16 protein-coding genes are annotated in these 19,687 nt (G+C 64.3%); 8 read left to right on the top strand and 8 right to left on the bottom strand.

Annotation, left to right across the window (positions count from 1 at the left end; all coding sequences use genetic code 11):
• Positions 1 to 134 precede the first annotated feature (134 nt).
• The 6 genes from IWX63_RS15185 to IWX63_RS15210 all read right to left on the bottom strand — a co-directional run bounded on the left by IWX63_RS15185 (position 135) and on the right by IWX63_RS15210 (position 6,269).
• Positions 135 to 779: a DUF7010 family protein gene (locus IWX63_RS15185; RefSeq protein ID WP_199278996.1), complete on the bottom strand. Its 645-nt coding sequence runs from the start codon at positions 777 to 779 to the stop codon at positions 135 to 137.
• Positions 776 to 1,993: a DUF6544 family protein gene (locus IWX63_RS15190; RefSeq protein WP_199278997.1), complete on the bottom strand. Its 1,218-nt coding sequence runs from the start codon at positions 1,991 to 1,993 to the stop codon at positions 776 to 778. The genes IWX63_RS15185 and IWX63_RS15190 overlap by 4 nt, the downstream gene beginning before the upstream one ends.
• Entirely contained in the window at positions 1,990 to 3,504 is a 1,515-nt protein-coding gene (locus IWX63_RS15195) for a DUF4389 domain-containing protein (protein ID WP_334685913.1), read from the bottom strand. Before IWX63_RS15195 ends, IWX63_RS15190 begins: the two co-directional genes overlap by 4 nt.
• 520 nt (positions 3,505 to 4,024) lie before the next feature.
• Complete coding sequence (locus tag IWX63_RS15200) at positions 4,025 to 4,525, bottom strand: hypothetical protein (RefSeq protein WP_199278999.1); 501 nt, start codon at positions 4,523 to 4,525, stop codon at positions 4,025 to 4,027.
• A gap of 460 nt (positions 4,526 to 4,985) precedes the next feature.
• Entirely contained in the window at positions 4,986 to 5,489 is a 504-nt protein-coding gene (locus IWX63_RS15205; RefSeq protein ID WP_199279000.1) for a pyridoxamine 5'-phosphate oxidase family protein, read from the bottom strand.
• 321 nt (positions 5,490 to 5,810) lie between these two features.
• The gene (locus IWX63_RS15210; protein ID WP_199279001.1) at positions 5,811 to 6,269 is read right to left on the bottom strand and encodes a pyridoxamine 5'-phosphate oxidase family protein; all 459 of its coding nucleotides are present in this window, start codon (positions 6,267 to 6,269) and stop codon (positions 5,811 to 5,813) included.
• Positions 6,270 to 6,488: 219 nt separating this feature from the next.
• On the opposite strand from IWX63_RS15210, the gene IWX63_RS15215 reads away from it, so the two are divergent.
• The gene (locus IWX63_RS15215) at positions 6,489 to 8,117 is read left to right on the top strand and encodes a GAF domain-containing sensor histidine kinase (protein WP_199279002.1); all 1,629 of its coding nucleotides are present in this window, start codon (positions 6,489 to 6,491) and stop codon (positions 8,115 to 8,117) included.
• Here IWX63_RS15215 and IWX63_RS15220 read toward each other — a convergent pair.
• The gene (locus IWX63_RS15220) at positions 8,081 to 8,725 is read right to left on the bottom strand and encodes a response regulator (RefSeq protein WP_199279003.1); all 645 of its coding nucleotides are present in this window, start codon (positions 8,723 to 8,725) and stop codon (positions 8,081 to 8,083) included. The two genes, IWX63_RS15215 and IWX63_RS15220, sit on opposite strands and share 37 nt — an antisense overlap.
• Positions 8,726 to 8,938: 213 nt before the next feature.
• On the opposite strand from IWX63_RS15220, the gene IWX63_RS15225 reads away from it, so the two are divergent.
• The 5 genes from IWX63_RS15225 (at position 8,939) to IWX63_RS15245 (ending at position 14,990) form a co-directional block, all read left to right on the top strand.
• Positions 8,939 to 9,427, top strand: a complete 489-nt coding sequence (locus IWX63_RS15225; protein ID WP_199279004.1) for a universal stress protein — start codon at positions 8,939 to 8,941, stop codon at positions 9,425 to 9,427.
• The gene (locus IWX63_RS15230) at positions 9,424 to 10,266 is read left to right on the top strand and encodes a universal stress protein (protein ID WP_199279005.1); all 843 of its coding nucleotides are present in this window, start codon (positions 9,424 to 9,426) and stop codon (positions 10,264 to 10,266) included. Before IWX63_RS15225 ends, IWX63_RS15230 begins: the two co-directional genes overlap by 4 nt.
• 912 nt (positions 10,267 to 11,178) lie before the next feature.
• Complete coding sequence (locus IWX63_RS15235; RefSeq protein ID WP_199279006.1) at positions 11,179 to 11,991, top strand: CPBP family glutamic-type intramembrane protease; 813 nt, start codon at positions 11,179 to 11,181, stop codon at positions 11,989 to 11,991.
• Positions 11,992 to 12,091: 100 nt separating this feature from the next.
• Complete coding sequence (locus IWX63_RS15240) at positions 12,092 to 13,198, top strand: serine hydrolase domain-containing protein (RefSeq protein WP_199279007.1); 1,107 nt, start codon at positions 12,092 to 12,094, stop codon at positions 13,196 to 13,198.
• Between the two features lie 334 nt (positions 13,199 to 13,532).
• Positions 13,533 to 14,990, top strand: coding sequence for an MGDG synthase family glycosyltransferase (locus tag IWX63_RS15245; protein ID WP_199279008.1), 1,458 nt, complete (start codon positions 13,533 to 13,535; stop codon positions 14,988 to 14,990).
• Positions 14,991 to 15,016: 26 nt separating this feature from the next.
• On the opposite strand, the gene IWX63_RS15250 is transcribed toward IWX63_RS15245, so the two are convergent.
• Positions 15,017 to 17,125, bottom strand: a complete 2,109-nt coding sequence (locus IWX63_RS15250) for a beta-glucosidase family protein (RefSeq protein ID WP_334685914.1) — start codon at positions 17,123 to 17,125, stop codon at positions 15,017 to 15,019.
• Positions 17,126 to 17,670: 545 nt separating this feature from the next.
• Between IWX63_RS15250 and IWX63_RS15255 the strand changes: the two genes are divergently transcribed.
• Both IWX63_RS15255 and IWX63_RS15260 read left to right on the top strand, forming a co-directional pair.
• The gene (locus IWX63_RS15255; protein WP_199279010.1) at positions 17,671 to 18,081 is read left to right on the top strand and encodes an ArsR/SmtB family transcription factor; all 411 of its coding nucleotides are present in this window, start codon (positions 17,671 to 17,673) and stop codon (positions 18,079 to 18,081) included.
• Positions 18,078 to 19,643 carry a SulP family inorganic anion transporter gene (locus tag IWX63_RS15260; RefSeq protein WP_199279011.1) on the top strand — a complete coding sequence of 522 codons (1,566 nt, stop codon included), beginning with the start codon at positions 18,078 to 18,080 and terminating at the stop codon, positions 19,641 to 19,643. Before IWX63_RS15255 ends, IWX63_RS15260 begins: the two co-directional genes overlap by 4 nt.
• Positions 19,644 to 19,687 lie beyond the last annotated feature (44 nt).

Genomic DNA, 19,687 nt, shown 5'->3' on the forward strand with positions numbered 1-19,687 from the left:
ACTCGTCCGTGTAATTTTTCCTTGCCATGTCTTGGATTCTCGCTTCCCCAGCATCGTGCTGGAATCAGCGTGTCCAAGATCCGGGGTCAAGCCCCCTTGTCGCTGGTGGGGTGCTGATGCGATCGCTGATGGAATCAAGGGGCGCCCTTCTCGCCAGAGCGCAGATTGAGCGGCCTATGGATCCGATGTGTGACTGATCGGCGTTCGTTCCCGGCGTGCCTCGATGAAGGCGCGGCGAGGGCGAGCGGCTCGTGTCTGTGCTGATAGAGGATTGCAGCTGCGAAGAGGGACAGGATTAGTGCCCCTATCCACCCGCTGACGGGTCGGACTCCGGGGAGCAGAAACAATGCAGTCATTCCGGGCAGGATCATCGCGGCGGCGAGTGTTGCATAGAGTTTCATGCCGTAAAGGGAAACGAACACCAGGTAGTGCGCGCCGACGATAATAAGAGATGCGGGGAAGAACAGGCTTGGTTCGTAGGCTCCCAGGACCACTGCCACGAGGAGCCCGAGCGGAACAGTGAGCGCGGCCTGCAATGCCAGGGCCGCTGACGGGTGCCCCTTCGGTAGGGAGGTCGGGCCGGCCATGATCTTCAGGATGAGGGTGGTCACCGGGAAAATCAGCATCCCGCCGAAGAACAGGACGGCCATGCCTGCGGCAGGGGAGCGCCACGTAAAGACCGCGCTGGCTGTCGCCCAGAGGACAGCAGAGATGAGGGGTCCATGGAATCCGGCGTGATAGACCCGTCGGACGTCCGCTTGGGCTTCGGAAAAGCTCATGCCTTCCCACCGACGGCGGACCCGAGCGTAAGTTTCAGCTCAACGGCCGGGCTGAGCGGTGCACGAGGCGTTTCCTGTGGAAGCTCGGTCACGTTGTAGTCGATGGAGTCGACGACGAAACGCAGGTAGGTGTAGTTGCCTTCTGGTGCGTGCCATATTCCTTCTCCACGTCCCATGAGGCGGTGCTGACCGAAGCGACGGTAGTGGCTCAGTGGAGTCGACCAGCGCATGGGTGTCAATGTCTTACCGTCGGCTGACATGGCTGCCCGCCCGTCGGCGGTGAAGTCGGTGAGGTCTCCGTCCGCGTCGAAGGCGAGGGCGGCGGTAACCCGGTGGGTTCCATGCGTGAATACCGCTTGCACGGTGTGAGCGTCGGTCTCCGTCCAGCGAATATCCGCGTCCGCCAGGGCTCCGGGCGCAAACACACACAGGTCGTTGAACAACGTCACTGTCTCGGCGTCGTCTAGGGCCGGCCCTCGCGCATCGACCAACGTGGCGGCGGAGGCGATTTTGACTTTCATGGTGGCGGAGGACCCCGTGTAGCGGTGGAAGGCCTGCACGGGCAGGCCCACCCGCGCTGCGTCCATGAGAAAGAACCGGGATGAGGGAGCGTAGAAGTTACTCTGCCGCCCGGTGAACGTCATCCAGGGTTGAGAGGGTCCGCCGCGGATTTGCCCATGAAAGAGAGAGGAAAAGTTTCGCACCCGGGGCTGGCCAACCGCACCGCTCCGACGGATGTAGCGCTGCACGACCAAGGGGACATCAGCAAGATCCGCATCGGTCAAGAGCACTGACGGAATGGCTTCGTTCCGCCCCTGATCGACGTCGCGGGAGTACTGGGCGTTGAAGCTTCTCGGCCCCCAGGTGAGGTACGTGTAGAGGGCCCCGGTGAGGATGATCGCGTTCGCGATGGTGCCGTAGGCGGCATCTGACCAGGACATGATGATGACCATCTGGGAGATGAGAGCGCCCGCCGCCCCGAAAATCCACCACCGCTGCGGCCGGAAAATGACGTACCCGGTACTGGTGATGAGGAGGGCGGCAGCGATCAGCCAGAAAACACCCACCGTCGCGGAGATCGGGTGGGTTAGTTGGGGTGACGCAGCGCCCCCTAGACCGTTGGCGGCACCCGTGAGGTGGATGAGTGCGTGCAGGCCGAGGAAGGCTGCGAACAGTGTCCTTCCGAGCCGGTGTCGGCCCGGCAGGGTGGTCACGACAGGGCCGGTGCGGGGTTCGGCTGGTGAGGGGTCTTGGCCGGTTCGTCGGGTCCTTGGTCGAGGGTGAAGGGCGGGTACTCATCACGCATGAGCGCCACATAGACGGTGACCCGGAACACCCACCGGTTGATGCCCATGATGAAGTTGAACAGCCCGCGCTGGTAGGTGCCGGTGAAGAGCAGGACGAGGCCGGCGAGGAGGACCAGCAGGCCCAGGAGGGAGTACTCGAGTCCGGGGGATCCACCAACGCTGCCCTCGATGGATTGCCCGGACCAGAGGAACTGCCCGGTCCAGCCGGGCTGACCGAACCAGGCGGAGCCTGCCCCGGTGAGGACCGCAAGGATGAGCAGGTGAGGAAGGGCAAGGAGCCAACTTTTGACAAGAACTAGCCCCCGCGACAGGTGTTCGGGGTAGGCGACCTGGAGGTCGGCGGGATAGGAGGTAGAGGCGAGGGTGAAGGGCGGGTACTGGTCCGTCGCCAGGGCTGAGTGGGCGTAGAACGCGACCCGCCAGTTCCATCGGAGTACGCCGACATTGAAATCGAAGAGACTGCGCGGGTACTTGCCGGTGATGAGGATGACGAGCCCCGATATGACCGTGGTGATGATGAATGCGGACCAGAGGAAGACCAGAATGATGAGGTGGGGTATGGCGAGCAGCCACTTCACAAGCCAGAGACCCCGTGACAGGTTGCCGTCCAACTCGCCGTGAAGCCAGGTCCCCGTGCGGCTACCTGCGCCCGTGTTCGCACCAGCGGCTCGAGCTATGCGCTGATCCGGGCCCATGACAGTGTTGGGCAGGTACCTCACGTCCTGGCCGCTCGCCTGCGGCAACCGGTGCAGGTCTTTGCCTGCCCGGGTGGCTCCAAGCAAGGTGAGACCGACGCCGAGGAGGAGCATGAGGGTCCCCGCAGCAAGAGCAATCAGTGGCAGAAATCCAATCTGATCCGAGTGGTACCCGGCGCGAACGCTCGTAGCGACCCCGGGGGAGGCGTCGGTGTTCATGGCGACTACTACCCATTCACCACTATGAACCGGGATGACGAGCTCCTGGAGGTCCTGTCCATGGGCTGAGGCAATCCAGAAAGTCTCATCGGTCGGGTCGCTGGGGGTACTGGTTCCGGGTTTGTCGTCGTAGCGCACAAAGGACGGGAACGAGCTCACGGTTTCGATCTCGGCGCGAGGGACGTCACTGAGATAGGCCTCCACATCGGCTCGGGCACCGACACCAATGAACATGTCCTGGCCTGCCGTGACGGGTTTTGCCTGAAGGCGGACCTCGCCCAGGTCGAACGGTGTGCGGGCGAGGGCCGGTTCATCGACAACCAGTTCAAGCGGTGGGGACACCACGGCATAGGAGTCCGTGGCGAAGGACTGTGCTGATGACTGCAGGTACGTATCCGCCCCGTCCCTTCCGCCGGCGGCGAAAGCGGCCGCGCCGAGGGTGATGGCACCGATGCCGAGCAACGCCAGGATGGTGCCGGCGATGATCGCGACGAGGGAAACCACTGAGCCTGGTTTAGTCCTGCGGCTCGGTTCTACGGGGTAGCCGGACGGTGGGAGAGAGGAGCGGGTGGTCATGACATACCGATCTGTAAAAGACGTGCTGAAGCCGGTTCCTAAGGGAACCGGGATAGGAAAGTGCGAGGTACCGGCCACAAGCAGATGGGAAAAACACTGCAACCTGGCCTTCAACGGACAGAAACCAGGTCTTGCGGCAACCTAACCGTTCCGCTGGCCCCAGCAGGGCACTGCGGGCTCACTCATTGAGCTTTCGGGCGTCAGGTTTGTGAGACCATGCCGATCTCGGGGTCCTCGGTACCTCGTGATGCCGGGGAGCAGGTGGCGGTGAGCTGAAAAATCGCACCGACGGTGAGGCCGACACCGGCGCCAATGATGAGGTTGGGTGCAGTGCCGGGATGGCCTAGAAGGACTTCGATAATGAGTCCTACACCAGACCCGATAATCAGCCCTGCCGCCGGCAGGAGTCTGGGGGAATACCGGCGTTTTTTCATATGTCCAGCGTCATCTACGGACCAGGTGCGCCGATAGTGCCATTGGTCCTGATCCGAGCATTATCGGTAAAGCATGACATACAAATATGGGGTGCGTAATATGAGGTGAAGGTGACGTTGTTATGAACCGCGACCGTGCTGGTTAGTGCCCAGCATGCAAATCCGACCCCGTTCCTTTCGCCGATTGTTCCTGCGGTTCCAGTAAGGGTAATCGTCCCTTCTTGTTCCGCAATAGTAATTTGCGCATGGGGAGCTGCGTGATTTATCGCCTGGCGCAGGACGGCGTTCGGCGTTTCGTCAGGGGTTTGGATAGGCCTGGTCTTTCGAGGGCGGTGCCTTGTCGTGAGGCTGAGCCTCATGACCTCCATGGTTCGCCTGAGCGTATGCGTCGATTTGATCATCGGGTTGTGTCTGATTTCTTCAGGGGCGGGCTTGCCGGCCAGGCGGCGCGCCTTTTCGTGCTGCTGATGATGCCCCAGTGCGCGTGCGGAGGGGGTGTGCTGGCCAGTGGCCATGGGTGCCGTGCCTGTTCGATGGGTGGTGTCAGTACCTGAAGCAGGGCGTGGTGGTCAGGAATGTTGGCTGGGATAGCATTTGGCGTCGTTTTCGCCATGGCGTGTTCTGTGTCGCGGGTTTCAACGCGAGGGCCTTAGGTGCACCAGAACCATCCCGGTGGTTTCCACGATGGTGGGACGGCGTGTTGACGCCCGACCCCGCAACGTGTGCAGCAGTACCATGCCCATGCCGGTTCGTTCCTGCCGTTGGGAAGGGTGCGCTGTTCACGGTATTCCGGGTAGACGAGGTTCTCGTCAGTCCCGCAGCCCAGACATAGAGGTGTCGCCGTGGTGGCATCGACCATACGAGCCGCAAACTTCTGCAAGGCTGCATGATTGATTGCCATCGTCGAAGGCACCGCGAGGGGACCGGACAGGAGGCTAGGCGATCGCCGCTCCATGAGTTCCTCGCCGGTGGGCACTAGTGGGTCGTCCCGGTGCGACGGCCGCGTACCAGCGACGGCGCCAGGTCGAAGAACAGATCCCGCTGACCTGACGCCCAGGGTGCATCGATTGTTTTACCCCAAAGGGTCGTCAAAAGGCTTGGGTCTTCGACTCGGGTGGCAGGACCGTTGAAGAGAATGGTCCATCCAGTTCTGGCGGCCTGGTCGACATCGTCAATCTGGAACGCCGCGTGATCGAGGTAGCTGGTGGCGATGGTCCCGTCAGCGGATGTGCGGAAGTACAGGTGCTCGGCCATGACGAAGTAGTTCACCGGGAAGATGTCCAGCAGCCCGTCACGAAAAAAACCGAGGCGGCCTGTGGATTGCGTCGTCGCCAGAGCCCAGCTCTCGCCGGAGGTAAGCGCCTCCGAGGTGGCGACCATGCCGGGAGATTCCCAGTAGGCGTCCTGATGCGCGATCGACGGGGTGGGTGTAGCCCTCGTTGCCGAAGCGCCAGGGGTTATTGAGGGGGTCATGGGCATGGTGTTGAACGTTCCTTTGATAGGGGGATCGAACCCCAGCAAGCCGAAGGTCCTGGAGCCGAAGTCAGGGAGGCAGCAGCAGGCGCCGGTGCGCTTTTACCGCCCGGCGTCAGCGCCCGGCGATCTCCTAAGCCCTACGGTACGTAAGGCCTCGTTGCCTCCTCAGGGCCGAATGGCCCTGAGGAGGTGACTGATTGCTCGCGATCCGTCGCGGCAGCCGCGCCCACGAGCTCCAGCAGCAAGGATCCCTGCGACCCGCCAGCGAACGGTGACTCAGCCGGGGGAGAGGCTCTAAAACCACCCGACGTGGATCATCAAGAATTAGGTAGCCGACACTTCGCGGTTGATGGGTGCGTTCGCACTGCTGTGAGGAAAAGCCCGTCCGCTAATGGTCTCGGGGACCAGTCGCATGAACCGGTCCTTACGGCCACTCTCCCAAGGGTGAAGAGGCAGCTGCACGGTGGCCATGAGTTCGGCGGTGACCGCGATGGTCGCCGCGTCCCCTTTCACGACGACACTCCACACCATGGCCTCGCCTGTCCCGGAGTCTGGGTACAGTCCGTCTGCTTCCAGGGCCACCGCGGCCTTCTCAGCGGCACGGGATTTCGTGCCTTCGGATGTCCTATATACGACGGTCCCGCCGTCGATGACGAAATTTATGGGGAAGATTTCTGGCCGCCCACCTTGGCAGAAGGCAAGGCGTCCGACGGGCGTAACGCGAAGAAGCGCCCAGCATTCGTGTGCCGGAAGGGTCCTCGTAGGTGTGGGGTCAGCGTTCATACCGTGACACTATGAAGGTGCTGCTCAAGCGGCCAGGGCCGTAGGTCCTTTTAAGACATTTCACCCAGAGCACGTGCCAGCTTTGTCCGAAGAACCGGATGAACCACCTCGGGAATTACACGGGATTTCCACTACGGCACTCGGGAGCGTCCAGTGGTATTACGATCGCAGCATCTATCGTCGGAACCAAATGATCAGACCTTGGCCGCCAATATACCGGTGGGAATCGAGAACCTCCTGGCGGCTTTTGCGTCCATGGCTGATGACATCGACTTGGACACCGTCCTCGAAAGAGTCATCTCAGCTGCTTGTCAGTTGGTTGACGCGCGGTACGGTGCATTGGGTGTGATCGGCCCAGATCAGACCCTGAGTCAGTTCATCACGGTCGGGTTCAAGGGTGATCAAACTGAACGGATTGCCTCGTTGCCTCATGGGCACGGTGTCCTGGGCCTGCTCATCGCGGAGCCGTGGCCGATACGGCTTCAGAATCTGCGGCAGCATGAGCATGCTGTTGGCTTCCCGGATCACCATCCCCAGATGACCTCTTTTCTAGGGGTTCCGATCCGGATCCGGGACACGGTCTTCGGGAACCTGTACCTCACGGAAAAGAACGGGGGAGGGGGCTTCACCGATGCAGATGAGCAACTACTCGTCGCCCTGGCAGCCGCTGCCGGCGTCGCCATCGAGAATTCTCGCCTGTTCGACGACTCGAGGCGTCGTACACGATGGCTCGAAGGCGGTCTGAACGCCGCGCGTGAACTCCTCGAGCAAAGCGATGATGCACGCAATGACCTTGAACTCATCGCTCATCACGCCCTGCTGGCGTCCGACAGCGACCTCACCGTCGTCCTGCGTGACTTCGGCCATCAACGTGGGCTGATCTGTGAGGCCTCGGACGGCGTCCATGCTGGCGCTTTCATCGGACAATCGGAGGCCGACAACGCCCAGCTCGACGGCCTAACAGCACTATCCCAGCCGCTGCTGCTGACAGAGGAAGATATTGACCGCCTGCTCCCTGGAGCCCCGCCGTCCACGATCTCAACAGCCCTCTGCACACGACTCGCGGGGGCCGGGGAGCGGCAGTTCCTGCTCTTCGGTCGACCAAAAGGCTCACCACCGTTCTCTGATGTCGATCACGAGATGGTGCGCTCCTTCACCTCCCACGTGGCCCTGTCCCTGGAGTTGCTGCGCGCCCACCGGCAGCGGGAACAGGAGGCGGTTTTCGGCGATCGGGATCGGATCGCACGCGACCTGCACGACCTGGTCATCCAGCGTCTCTTCGCGGCAGGCCTGAGCATCCAGAGTTTGCGCAAATTCGTGTCGGGCCGTGAACCGCTCGAACGCATTGGAACCGTCACCGTCGAACTGGACGCCACGATCAGGGAACTGCGGGACACCATCTACTCATTGCGCTCGGTTCCTCAGATCACGCCAACATTCACCTCCAGCATCTTCGCGCTAGTGGCGAACGCCTTCGATGGTCATGACCTGCAACCCGTCGTTCACCTCTCAGGTCCCCTTGACGCTGTCATCGACCCTGAATGGGCCGAACATGTGCGTGCGATCCTCCTGGAGGGGCTCTCCAACGCACTTCGTCACGCTGGCGCACGAACCATCACGATGACGCTGCAGGCCTTTCCGGATCGCCTTGTACTGAGGATCGCCGACGACGGGTCCGGGTTCGAGGAAATGCCATCACGCAGCGGGCTGGCAAATATGCGTCGTCGAGCCGACCTCTGCGGGGGCACCCTATTGATCTCGACCGCGCCCGGCCACGGGACTGATGTGGTGCTCACTGTGCCCCTGCACGATCAACGGGGCGAGGGACCGACCGGCGTGGAAATGTAGACGGCGGCCTGGACCCGACGTTGAAAGCCCAGCTTCGCCAGAAGTGCGGACACATAGTTCTTGACGGTCTTCTCGGCCAGGAACATTTGCGTGCCGATCTGCCGGTTCGTCAACCCTTGGCCGATCAGGGCCAGGACCTTCTTCTCCTGCGAGGTCAGGCCCATCAGGCGTACGTCCTCCTGCGGAGCGTCGCGGAGACTAGCAATGATGCGCTCCTTCAACCCGGGCTCGAACAAGGACTCGCCCGCAGCAGCCCGGCGAGCCTTTCCGACCAAATCGGAACCGAGAATCTCCTTCAGGATGTACCCCGAGGCCCCGGCGAGTACCGCCCCCCGCACTGCCTGGTCATCGTCATAACTGGTCAGGATGACGCAGGACAGGGAGGGGTCGATGGAACGCACGTCCCGACACACCTCGATCCCCGTCCCATCAGGAAGCCTCGCATCCAGGATCGAGATGTCAGGGGACAACGCCGGGATCCGGCGCGTGGCCTCCTGCGCGGAACCGGATTCCCCGACAATCACGCAACCCTCGGCTTCCAACAGTTCCCGTAACCCCCGCCTAACCAATTCATGGTCATCAAGAAGGAATACTGTGACGTCTTTCACGTACTGATCCTGCTTATCTGTATCCGGCACCTTTGCACGTCATCCAACCATTTCTTTGTGAATCGTTCCTGAGACCAGTTATCAGCATGACATTCTCCGATCGGGCCCGACAGTGCCACACGTCCCCTTGCAAGGAGGGGACCAATGGCACTGTCCAGTAAGACTGGACCACGTGAGGCTCAGATAAGACCCCCACTCAGACAAGGATCCACCATGCATACAGTTCCTTCACCGCGCCCACGGGCCATCGTTGTCGGGGTCGATGGTTCTCCATCGTCTGTCGCCGCACTGCAACTCGCCGTCGGGCTCATGCCTCTAGCCGGAGACGTCATCCACGCGGTCACCTCCTGGCAGTACCCCCTCGTCTTCGGCGCCTATACGCCTCTGGACTGGAACTATGAGGAACTGGCAGAACAGACACTGGATCAGGCACTCAACGAAGCGTTCCCCGAAGGCATCCCCATTGACCTCACGCGGCGAGTCGTGCACGGGTCGCCGGCGGAGGTCCTCATCTCGGAAAGCACGCACGCCTCGATGGTCGTTGTTGGTTCACGCGGTCATGGCGGGTTCGCCGGGCTGCTCCTCGGATCCGTTAGCTCGGCCGTGGCAGAACGGGCAGAGTGCCCGGTCCTCGTCTCCCACGGCGTCCTTCGCCCGCTGGAAGATCAGAGCAGCACCCCGCCCGTCGGTGCATCAGTTTGAGTCCGGCCGAAGCGCCGGTCAAACCCGTCGTCGTCGGGTATGACGGCTCGGACGGCTCCCGCCGCGCCGTCCTCTGGGCAGCCCACCACGCGGCCACCGCCGGACTGCCGCTCGTCGTCGTGCATTGCTGGGTCTGGCCGTTCTTCACCCAGGACCTCGGGCCGGTCGACGACATCGAGGACAGCGGCCTCCAGCGGGCCGCCGAGCGCATCAGCGCCGAAGGCCTCGAGCTGGCCAGGCAGGCCGAACCGGACATCGATGTCAGCGTGCGGCTCATCACCGGCTTTCCCTCCGAAGTCCTCACCCGGCTCTCCGCCGACGCGTCCCTGCTCGTCACCGGCACGCGCGGACTCGGCGGGTTCTCAGGCCTGCTCATCGGGTCGGTCAGCCTTCACCTCGCGGCCTCCTCCTCCTGCCCCATCGCGGTCATCCGCGATGATCAGCCCGGTGAGGGCGACGTCCTGGTCGCGGTCGATGGCTCACCGGAGAGCGATCGTGCCGTCATCGAGGCAGCGGTCCTCGCGACGACCCTGCATGCGCCGCTGCGCGTGCTCCATGTGAGGCCCTACACACGGCACGCCGGGACGCGGGCGGGCGACCCGGAGCACGACCCGATTATCCAGCAGGCCCTTAATCTGTTGCCCGCGGAGACGAACCTCACCGTCATCGAGGACTCCTTCGCGGAACCGTCCGTACCGGCGGTCATCATCCACCAGGGGCACCGGGCCGCCTACGTCGTCCTCGGCGCGAAGGGGACCAACACACTCGGCGCCCGTCTCGGGTCCACAGTCCACGCCGTCCTCCACCACGCTCACTGCAACGTCATCGTCGTCCGATAACACATGGGACCAGAGAGTCAACCAAACCCTGGCAGTCCCCGGGGGTGGCGGTTCTGTCTATGAGGATAAGGGTCAGGCGTCCCAGCCGCGGGTGACGGCCAGTGTAGACCGGGTAAGCGGTCACCGCGGGTTGCGCTGTGCGGGCGTCATCCGTGCGTGAGGCTTCTTGGTGCGCGTTTAAAGGCAGTACAGCTAGCCCGGAGACAGTGCCGGGCATCCTGTGCAGCCGTGAACTGTCGATCTCACGGCATGTGACCGGGGTGCGCCACGAGTCACCCCCGCGTGTACGCCGTACGCAAAACGAGTCGGCAAAGCATCGGGGCGGTTTCCGCTCGACCGCTTGTCGCAGCAACCAAAGGATGTGCGTTCCGGGACTTTCGACTCTCTCGCGAGGGGAGTACCCGTTGAAAAATTCGCACTATTCACCTCGTTTGTGTCGGCCGTGAGGGTTCTGCTCGGCGACTCGACTCTTCACGAGACATGACCCCGGTGCTCGAACGAGCGTCGCCCTGCGCGCCCCATGCACCGAGGAGATACGGCAATGAAAGTTTTGTCACACACGCAGCACGTCGTCGCCGCACTCGCCGACGATGTGCTGGCCGCAGCGAGCGAGGCAGCGGGCCCGGCGCGTCCCAGCCTCGACATCTGGGCCCACACCGTTGTACACGGTGTGGGCGCTGATCGATCGGGCAGTTGTCGAAGGGTCGAGCTCGATGTGGGCGCAACCACCACTACTGTGGCGAAGAGCGTTAGTCGTTCGTCCCACTTCGGCCGCTACAGGGAGCCGGAGTGTGACGCAAAATGAGCCCACGAGACTGGGCGGGTAACGCCTTCGATAACCCGAGTAGCCCAGCGCAACCGCGCAGCGGCTCGAAGAGCGGCGCCCCGGCGCGCTGGATTCGATCCCATCCCTTGGTCGCGTACTTCGCTATCACCTTTACCCTCAGCTGGGGCTATTGGGTAATCGTCCTCGGATTCCTGAGCCACCAGTCGTTGTGGTGGTTTCTTCCGGGAGCGTTCGCGCCGTTCGTCGCGGCGATCCTCGTCACCGGCCGGCTGGAAGGTCGGCAAGGGATGCGCGTGTTCATGCGCCGTTTCATCCTGTGGCGGGTTGGGCTTCGCTGGTACCTGATCGCCCTCGTGGTCCTTCCCTTCTTGGCTGCGCTCAGCGGATTCGTTCTCCGCGATGGCTCCGAGCAGTATCAGGGTTCCCTTGGGGAGGTGGCCGCAACCTACGTAGCACTCGTCGTCTTCCTGACCGTGCTCGGCGGCGGTCAGGAGGAACCGGGATGGCGCGGCTTCGCGCTCCCCCGACTGCAGGAACGGTACGGGCCGCTCGCCGGCACCGTCCTACTCGGTCTGCTGTGGGGGCTGTGGCACTTGCCTCTGTTTGTGTTCGTGCCCGACTACAACTCTTCAGGCCGCGATCCGGCCGGCGTCATCCTCACCTTCGCCGTCTTCGTAGTAGCCGGCGCTGTCGGGCAATCGCTGCTGCTGACATGGCTCTACAACAACACTGGAGGAAGCATCCTGCTCCTGATGCTCGCACATGGGTCGCTGAACGCCGGCAGGGGTTTTGCCGCGTCGACCCAGCAGGCAACCATCACGGTCTCTCTGGTGTTGGCGGTGGCGGGCGCGATCGTTGCCCTGTCGACGCGCGGACGCCTGGGCTACCGAAAAGCGCTTCCTCCGGGCGGCTCGGGTGATCAGGCACTGAGCCAGTGAACTCTTCTTCTCGCGACTACAGGTACACGCTTCAGCGCACTGCCCCTTTCTCAGCTGGCCATAAGCTGCTGATCAACCCACCGCTCCAGTAATTGAGGACATGATGGGGAGGTGGCGCTTCGCGGCATGGGTAGCTGCGCTGCTCATCGGTAGCGTCACGGTCTGGGCGGAGATGTTGGCTTACGATGGCCCGGACATGTCGCTGTCCCGCGCGGCCGAGCTGACGACAGCCACCGCTGCGATCAATGCGACAGTCCCCGAAGCACTTGCAGCAGAAGGTGTACCCGGCGCGGCGGTGGCCGTGGTCCAGGACGGTGCCGTGGTCTGGAGTCAGGGTTACGGTGTGGCAGCGCCTGGCGGTGAAGCAGTGACTGCCTCGACGGTCTTCCAGGTGGGTTCGATCTCGAAACCGATCGCGACAGCGACCCTGCTGGGTCTTGCCGATGACGGCCTGCTGGACGTCGACGTTTCCGTTTCGTCGCTGCTGCGCAGCTGGCGTCTTCCCGACGACTGGCCCGACCCCAACGCGGTAACGGTGCGTCGGCTGCTCAGTCACACGGCCGGTACCAGCCAGCCGGGCTACCTCGGCTTGGACCCAGGGCGGACACTTCCGACGACGGTCGAGTCACTCAACGGGGCCACGACCGGCACAGCCCTCACCCAGAAGCAGCCACCTGGCTCGTATGCGTACTCCGGCGGCGGCTACACTCTCGCGCAGTTGGTGGCCGAGGACGCGACGGCTGAGTCCTTCGCTGAACTCGCCACACGGTACGTCTTCACCCCGATCGGGATGGATTCCACCGGCTACGCCTGTACCCAAAACACTGGCGCCGGGCCGTCCTGGGCTGTCGGTCACGACTCGCAAGGTGAACCGACTGTCCACTACCGGTACGCCGAACTGGCTGCCGCGGGGCTGTGCTCCACCGCGGACGATCTCGGCCGGTTCGCAGCCTGGCTGGCTTCGGACGACCCACGCGCAGTACTCATGCGAACCGCCGCCAAGGGAACCAACGGACAGTATGGCCTGGGTGTCGAGCTTTACGAGCACGACGGAGGCAAGACCGCAGGTCATCAGGGAGTCAATCGGGGCTTTCACGCTCAACTGCTCATCAACCCAGAAGACGACGTGGCCCTCGTCGTGATCACCAACGGCGACAACGGCGCAGCAGTGATCGAGGCGATCCTGCGTGCCTGGCACGACGCCTGACAATTCCTCCTGGTGCTGCTGATCGACGTCCCGAGATGCAGGTCGACCGGAGCACATCAGGACCAGTCAATGCCGGCCCTGTTTCTTCGACGGGCAGACGAGCCCGGCCGCCGCAGCCACCTCGACATTTCAGTCTTCACCCAATCCCTTCTCCGGACTCCCAACATTCAGTACCTTCTACGCCGGCTGCCCGCTTCACGACCCCAACGGATGGATTGTCGGCACCCTCTGCTTCAAAGACACCGCACGTCATGGCATTGGGTAAACCCCAACGCAACAACAAATCCTAACGATCGTCGCAACAGGGGGTGATGTGGTCCGCTAGCCTGTGGTCATGCGCAGGACATCCGCACGAGGGCGGGATACCGCTGGAGGGGAGCGCGTGCTGATCCTGTCCGCGGGCGTGGGGGCAGGGCATAACAGCGCCGCAGCGGCCGTGGAGCAGGCGTGCGCCGCGCGCGCTGACATCGCCGAAGTGCAGGTGCTGGACGTGCTGCAGGTGAGCAGCCCGCTGTACCGCGCGCTGCTGGGGAAGGGTTACTTCGTCCTGGTGGAGGGCCTGCCGTGGCTGGTCGAGTGGGGCTATGACATCAGCGACCCGCCCTTCCGCCGCCGCGGCCCGATCGATCCGTGGACACGGGCGAACGCCGTTCCGGTCATCGATGCGATCAGACGATTCCGGCCGACCGCGATCGTGTGTACGCACTTCCTGCCGGCCCAGCTGATGGCGTCACTGCTCCTTCGCGGCGTTATCGATGCGAGGACCGCTGTCGTGACAACGGACTATGACTTCCAGGGCCTGTGGCTTACGGGCGCGTTCCATGCGCTTTTCGTGGCCAGGGAGGAAGGGAGGGTGGCGCTGATGGCGCTGGGCCTTCCGCCTGACCGCGTCACTGCCTCGGGCATTCCGATCGCTGCACAACTCGACGGCCCGCCCGCGCGCGATGCCGGCAGTCCTCCGATGCTGCTGATCTCGGCGGGTGCGACCGGCGGCGACTACGCGGTGTCGGTGGTGCGACAGACAATGCACATGCGTTCGTCGTTCACGGCCACGATCGTGTGCGGACGCAATGACGCGCTGCGTCAGCGCATCGAGCAGTTGGTGGCACCCGGGGGTGACCGCTACCGCGTGCTCGGATTCACGACGGAGATGCCGCAGCTCCTGCGCCGCGCCGACCTGTTCGTGGGTAAGCCGGGCGGGCTGTCTGCGTCGGAGTGCATGGCTGCAGGGCTCCCCATGGTGCTGGTGAACCCCATCCCGGGGCAGGAGGTTCGCAACGGCGACTACCTGATGGAGCAGGGGGCAGCCGTCCGCTGCAACACCGCCGCGACGATCGGCTGGAAGATCGACGAGGTACTGCGCGAACCGGGTCGGCTGCAGCGCATGCAGGCGGCAGCGTGGAGGACCGGCCGCCCTGACGCAGCCGCAGACGTGCTGGCCGGCCTGCTGGACGGGCCGTCACGCCCGCTGGTCGTGACCCGCGCGGCGCAGAAGACAATTCTCGCCGCGAGCGAGCAACGCGTCGTTGCAACCGATCTCACAGGCTCCGAATCGCTGGTCCGCCTGGTCGACTCTGCCGCTGGTAGCACGGTTGCGCTGCTGCAGGCCGGGGAGCTGGGGCACCTGCAGAAGCGGTACGCGACGCCGCACGGCGGTCTGGTGCTGCGCAGAGACCGAGCGCCCGCATCGTTCCGGTGGGAGTCGCGGCGGTTGTTCCGCGCCATGCTGTCGGGCGACGTCGCGCTGCCTGTCCGCGTCGAGGAGCTGTCGGCACCCCCTCCGGTCGGATGACCGGCGGGCCGCGGCCCGTACAGACGTCAGGTCGGCAGACCGTCCCTGACATCTTCCTCATCCAGCGGTCTCCCACGTCCTCCACCGGGCCGTAAACGGGGTGCGCCTGCCCAGCCGGCCGGGCTGTGCTGGCCGGCAAGGAGCGCCCAGTCGCCCGCCCGGGCGGACCAGCACCGCGTGACCGGATCGCGTTGCAGGGTGGGCCCCGCGTCCAGTGCGACCCGCACTGTCATCTCCGCGCCGGGCTGCAGGGTGACCTTCCGGAAGCCCAGGAGCTGAGCCACCGGCCTGCGGGCGGATACGTCCGCGGCGTACATCTGGATGACGGTAGAGCCCTCCCGGTCACCGGTGTTCATCACCAGGACGTGTGCTTCGCCGCCCGTGTCGTCGAAGCTGTGGTCGAGCAGGCGGTGCTCGATCTTCGTGTAGCCCAGGCCGAAGCCGAACGGGAAGGCGGGTTCGTGTCCGTCGCGATCCAGCCGGCGCTGACCCCACGCGTCGTCGTAGACGGCAGACTTCGCTCGGCGATCGAACGGTGGCAGATGGTCGGCGTTCGTCGGCAGGACGAACGGCAGCCGTCCGCCGGGCTCCGTCCTGCCGGTCAGCACGCTGGCCAGCGCGCGGCCGCCCTCCATGCCGCCGTACCAGGCGAGAAGGAGCGCCGGCACGCGGTCCCGCCACGCCTCCGTGAGGATCGCGCTACCGCCGATCAGCACGACGACCGTCCGTGGGTTCGCGGCAACGACCGCTCGGACGAGACGCACATCGGAGGGGCGCAGGTCCAGGGAGTTGCGGTCGCCCCCTCGCACGAAGCGGGAGGCCAGGTGTGCGACTCCGATGAGTACCCGACGGAGGAGACCCGAGCCGAAGGCCCGACCGAGCACGCTCACGTCGACGCCGCCGGTGACAACGGACTCGCCCTCGTCGTGCTGGTCCAGGCCGACGACGACGATCGCCGTCTCCGCCCCGGCCGCCAGAGCTGCCGCTGCACGCTCGTTCCGCCCGGAGGCGGTCGTGATACGGACCCCGGGAAGTGCCTCAAGCAGTCCCTGCAGCGGAGAGACGGTGGACGGAGGCCGAACGCGGGAGGAGCCATGATCGCCGAGGTTCGCCCGTGCCGCGAGCCGTCCGATCACCGCGAGATGGCCGGTGTCGGGGGCCAGCGGCAGTAGCGGAACGGCGCCGGCGGGTTCGTTCTTCAGCAGTACGATCGCCTCCTCGGCGGTCCGACGGGCAAGCGCACGGTGCGCCGGGGAAGCGATCAGGGCGGGAGGCGGGGCCACCGCCTCCCGGGTCGCGGCATGCAGCACGCACGTGCGCAGGATGCGGCGCGCCGACTGCAGCACGGTCGCACGGTCCAGGTCGCCGTCCCGCAGCGCAGCCGGCAGATCGCGGGCGCGCAGCAGCCGCAGTGGCATCTCCACGTCCATGCCCGCCTCCAGACTGAGGATCGCATCATGGACGCCGAACACCCAGTCGCTGGTCACGAACCCGGCGAAGCTCCACTCGTGCCGCAACACATCCGTGAGCAACGCGCGATTGACGTCCATGTACTCGCCCCGCACCCGGTTGTAGGAGCTCATCACGGAGTCCGCCCCGGCATCCACGACGGCCTTGAAATGCGGCAGGTAGACCTCGTGTAGGGCGTGGTCGTCGACAGCCACATCGACCTCGAAGCGCTCGTCCTCCATCGAGTTGAGCGCGAAGTGTTTCACGCACGCCATCGCGTGCACGCGTACGCCTCGGGTGAGAGCCGACCCCATCTGACCAATGAGCACCGGATCCTCCCCGTAACACTCCTGCGCCCGGCCCCACGCGGGATGGCGGAGCAGGTTCACGCAGACGGAGGCGGAGTAGTTCGCTCCCCGCGCCCTGGTCTCGAGACCGATCGCGATTCCGACACGCTCCTCCAGCGATGGATCCCACGTCGCGGCCCTCGCCATCGTCACGGGGAAGGCTGTGGAGGCGCCGATCACGACCCCACGCCCACCGTCGCTGAACCGGATACCCGGGATGCCGAGCCGCGGGACCGCCCCGGCCACGAAGGGCCGCCGCCCGAGCAGCATCGGGATGAGCGGGAGCAGTAGCCGGGGTGAGTCGCCGTCGAGCAGTCGAAGGAGCTCCCCATCCGTCATCTGACCGATCAGTCGATCTGCGGCCTCATCCACGTCGCCCTCGCCTGCCCTGACTGCCCGGACAGCCTCGTCATAGGCACTGCGCGACACCGTCGGCGCGTCCGTCGGCGCAGGCTCGTGCCTTCGCGCTGCCCGCCGCCCTGCAGCCATCTTCATGTACCCGATTCTGCACCCTCCACGGACGCGGGTGCGGCACGGACGGAATTGTGAGAACCCACCTCAGCGGTGTGGTGGGTTCAATGGCGCTAAAAGATGCGGCGCTATCGATTGATTCGCTGTGAGAATGTTCGAAATCGATAGGTGCTCAACAACGGATAGCAGCACCTACAGATGTGCCGCCAGTCGGACGACGGCGAGCTTGCTCGGTACGAATGCCGGTTCAGATGGATCGAGTCAGACCAAATCAGGATCTGTGCAGTGGCGTGCTTCAACGATCGGGCATGGATCGTAATGAGACACGACGGCAACTTCTACTCGTTAGACCCTCTTCGCCAACACCTTTGATATGATAGATACATCATACAATCAAGCAGGGAGTGTCATAGGTGTCGGATCAAGGACCGGATACGCAGGATTCCGCTGATTTCCGGGCGCCCCTGTACGAAGTGAAGGCGAATCTCTTCAAGGGACTGGCGCATCCTTTGCGGATCCGCGTGCTGGAGTTGCTGTCGGCAGCAGCGGAGGTCTCGGTATCGGACATGCTGTTGGCGACCGGCCTCGAAGCGTCCCATCTATCCCAGCATCTGTCGGTGCTGCGCCGGTATCACCTGGTGACGTCGGAACGCCGCGGACTCCAGCAGTTCTACCGCCTGGCCACCCCACAGGTGGCGGAACTACTGGCCGTCGCGCGCGGGCTACTCGGCGAGGTCCTGCATGCCACAAAGGAGAACCTGGAGCACTCGGCCCTGACCAGCGCTTCAATCATGACGTCGACAGGTGATGACCGCACTCCATGAGAGTGCTCTTAAAGATCCGACCCTTGCTGCCCGGTTTGCGCGACTATGCGCAGGCCCCGCGCACCTGGAAGGGAGACCTGACTGCGGGCCTCACGGTGGGCATCGTCGCGCTGCCGCTCGCGCTGGCGTTCGGTGTCACCTCCGGGGCAGGAGCTGCCAGCGGACTGATCACCGCTGTGGTTGCCGGCCTGGTCGCGGCGGTGTTCGGCGGCTCGAACGTCCAGGTATCCGGTCCTACAGGCGCCATGGTCGTCGTCCTGGGTCCAGTGATCGCCGTTCACGGCCCCGGTGCATTGGCCGTAGTCAGCGTTCTGGCCGGACTCATGGTGGTGGTCGCCGGCGTCCTAAAACTTGGGCGGGTCGTCGCCTTCCTGCCGTGGCCGGTGATCGAAGGATTCACCCTCGGTATCGCCGTCATCATCTTCTTGCAACAGGTGCCCTCCGCGTTCGGTGTGGATCCCGGGCCCAGCAGTAATGCTGCGGTGTCCGCCGTCCAGTCCCTCGGCACGGCATCCCTGGGCGAACTGGTCGGCCCAGTGGTTCTTGTCGCCGTCGTAGTACTGATTATGATCGTTGCGCCTAGAATTCACCCTCAGATCCCCGGCTCGATCATCGCCATCCTCGTGGCGAGCGTCGTGGCCGAAGTTACCAACCTCCCTGTTGCGAGGATCGGGGCCCTACCCGATTCCCTGCCGGCCCCGACCGTCCCCGGCTTGGGCTCGGATCTCATTTTCACCCTCGCGGGACCGGCGGCGACGATCGCCGCCCTGGCTGCCATCGAGTCGCTTCTCTCGGCTCGGGTTGCTGCGTCCATCTCGGACACGGGCCCCTATGACCCCGACCGTGAGCTGTTTGGTCAGGGCCTGGCCTCGGTGGCCTCAGGTTTTTTCGGTGGGATGCCCGCCACCGGTGCGATCGCACGCACAGCGGTGAACGTCCGGTCGGGAGGCCGGACCAGACTCGCGGCGATCACGCACGCCCTGGTCCTGCTGGCGGTTGTCTACCTCGCCACCGGCCCGGTCTCCCGTATTCCGCTGGCAGCCCTTGCGGGCGTGCTGATGGTCACCGCGGTACGCATGGTGTCCGTCGGAACCCTGCGCAGCGTCGTCGGCTCGACCCGCGCCGACACCGTCGTGTTCATCGTGACAGCGGTGATCACCGTGTCCCTGGACCTGATCCAAGCGGTGGAGATCGGCATCCTGATGGCCGGCTTCTTCGCTCTTCGCACCCTCGTCACATCCAGTGGGGTCCACCGGGAGGAGATCCCCGGGCCGACCCAGGACGGAGACGTCCACATCGCCGTCTTCCGCCTCGACGGGGCACTGTTCTTCGCTGCCGCGGAACGGGTGCTGGAACGGGTGAACGAGATCCGCAATGTGGACGTGGTGATCATCCGCATGTCCCAGCTGCAGGCACTGGATGCGACCGGAGCCCGGGTCATCACGGACATGGTGACCGCCCTCGAGCGCCGCGGCATCACCGTGCTGATCAAGGGCATCCAGGACCGCCACTGTTCCGCCCCGGGTTTAATGGAGGTTCTTGATCCCCTTGGAAGAGGTTGAGAATTATGGCAGCACCACGGAAGTATCCCGAGGAGCTTCGGCAG

The organism is Arthrobacter sp. CAN_A2, from assembly GCF_015752045.1.
Taxonomy (GTDB): domain Bacteria; phylum Actinomycetota; class Actinomycetes; order Actinomycetales; family Micrococcaceae; genus Arthrobacter_D.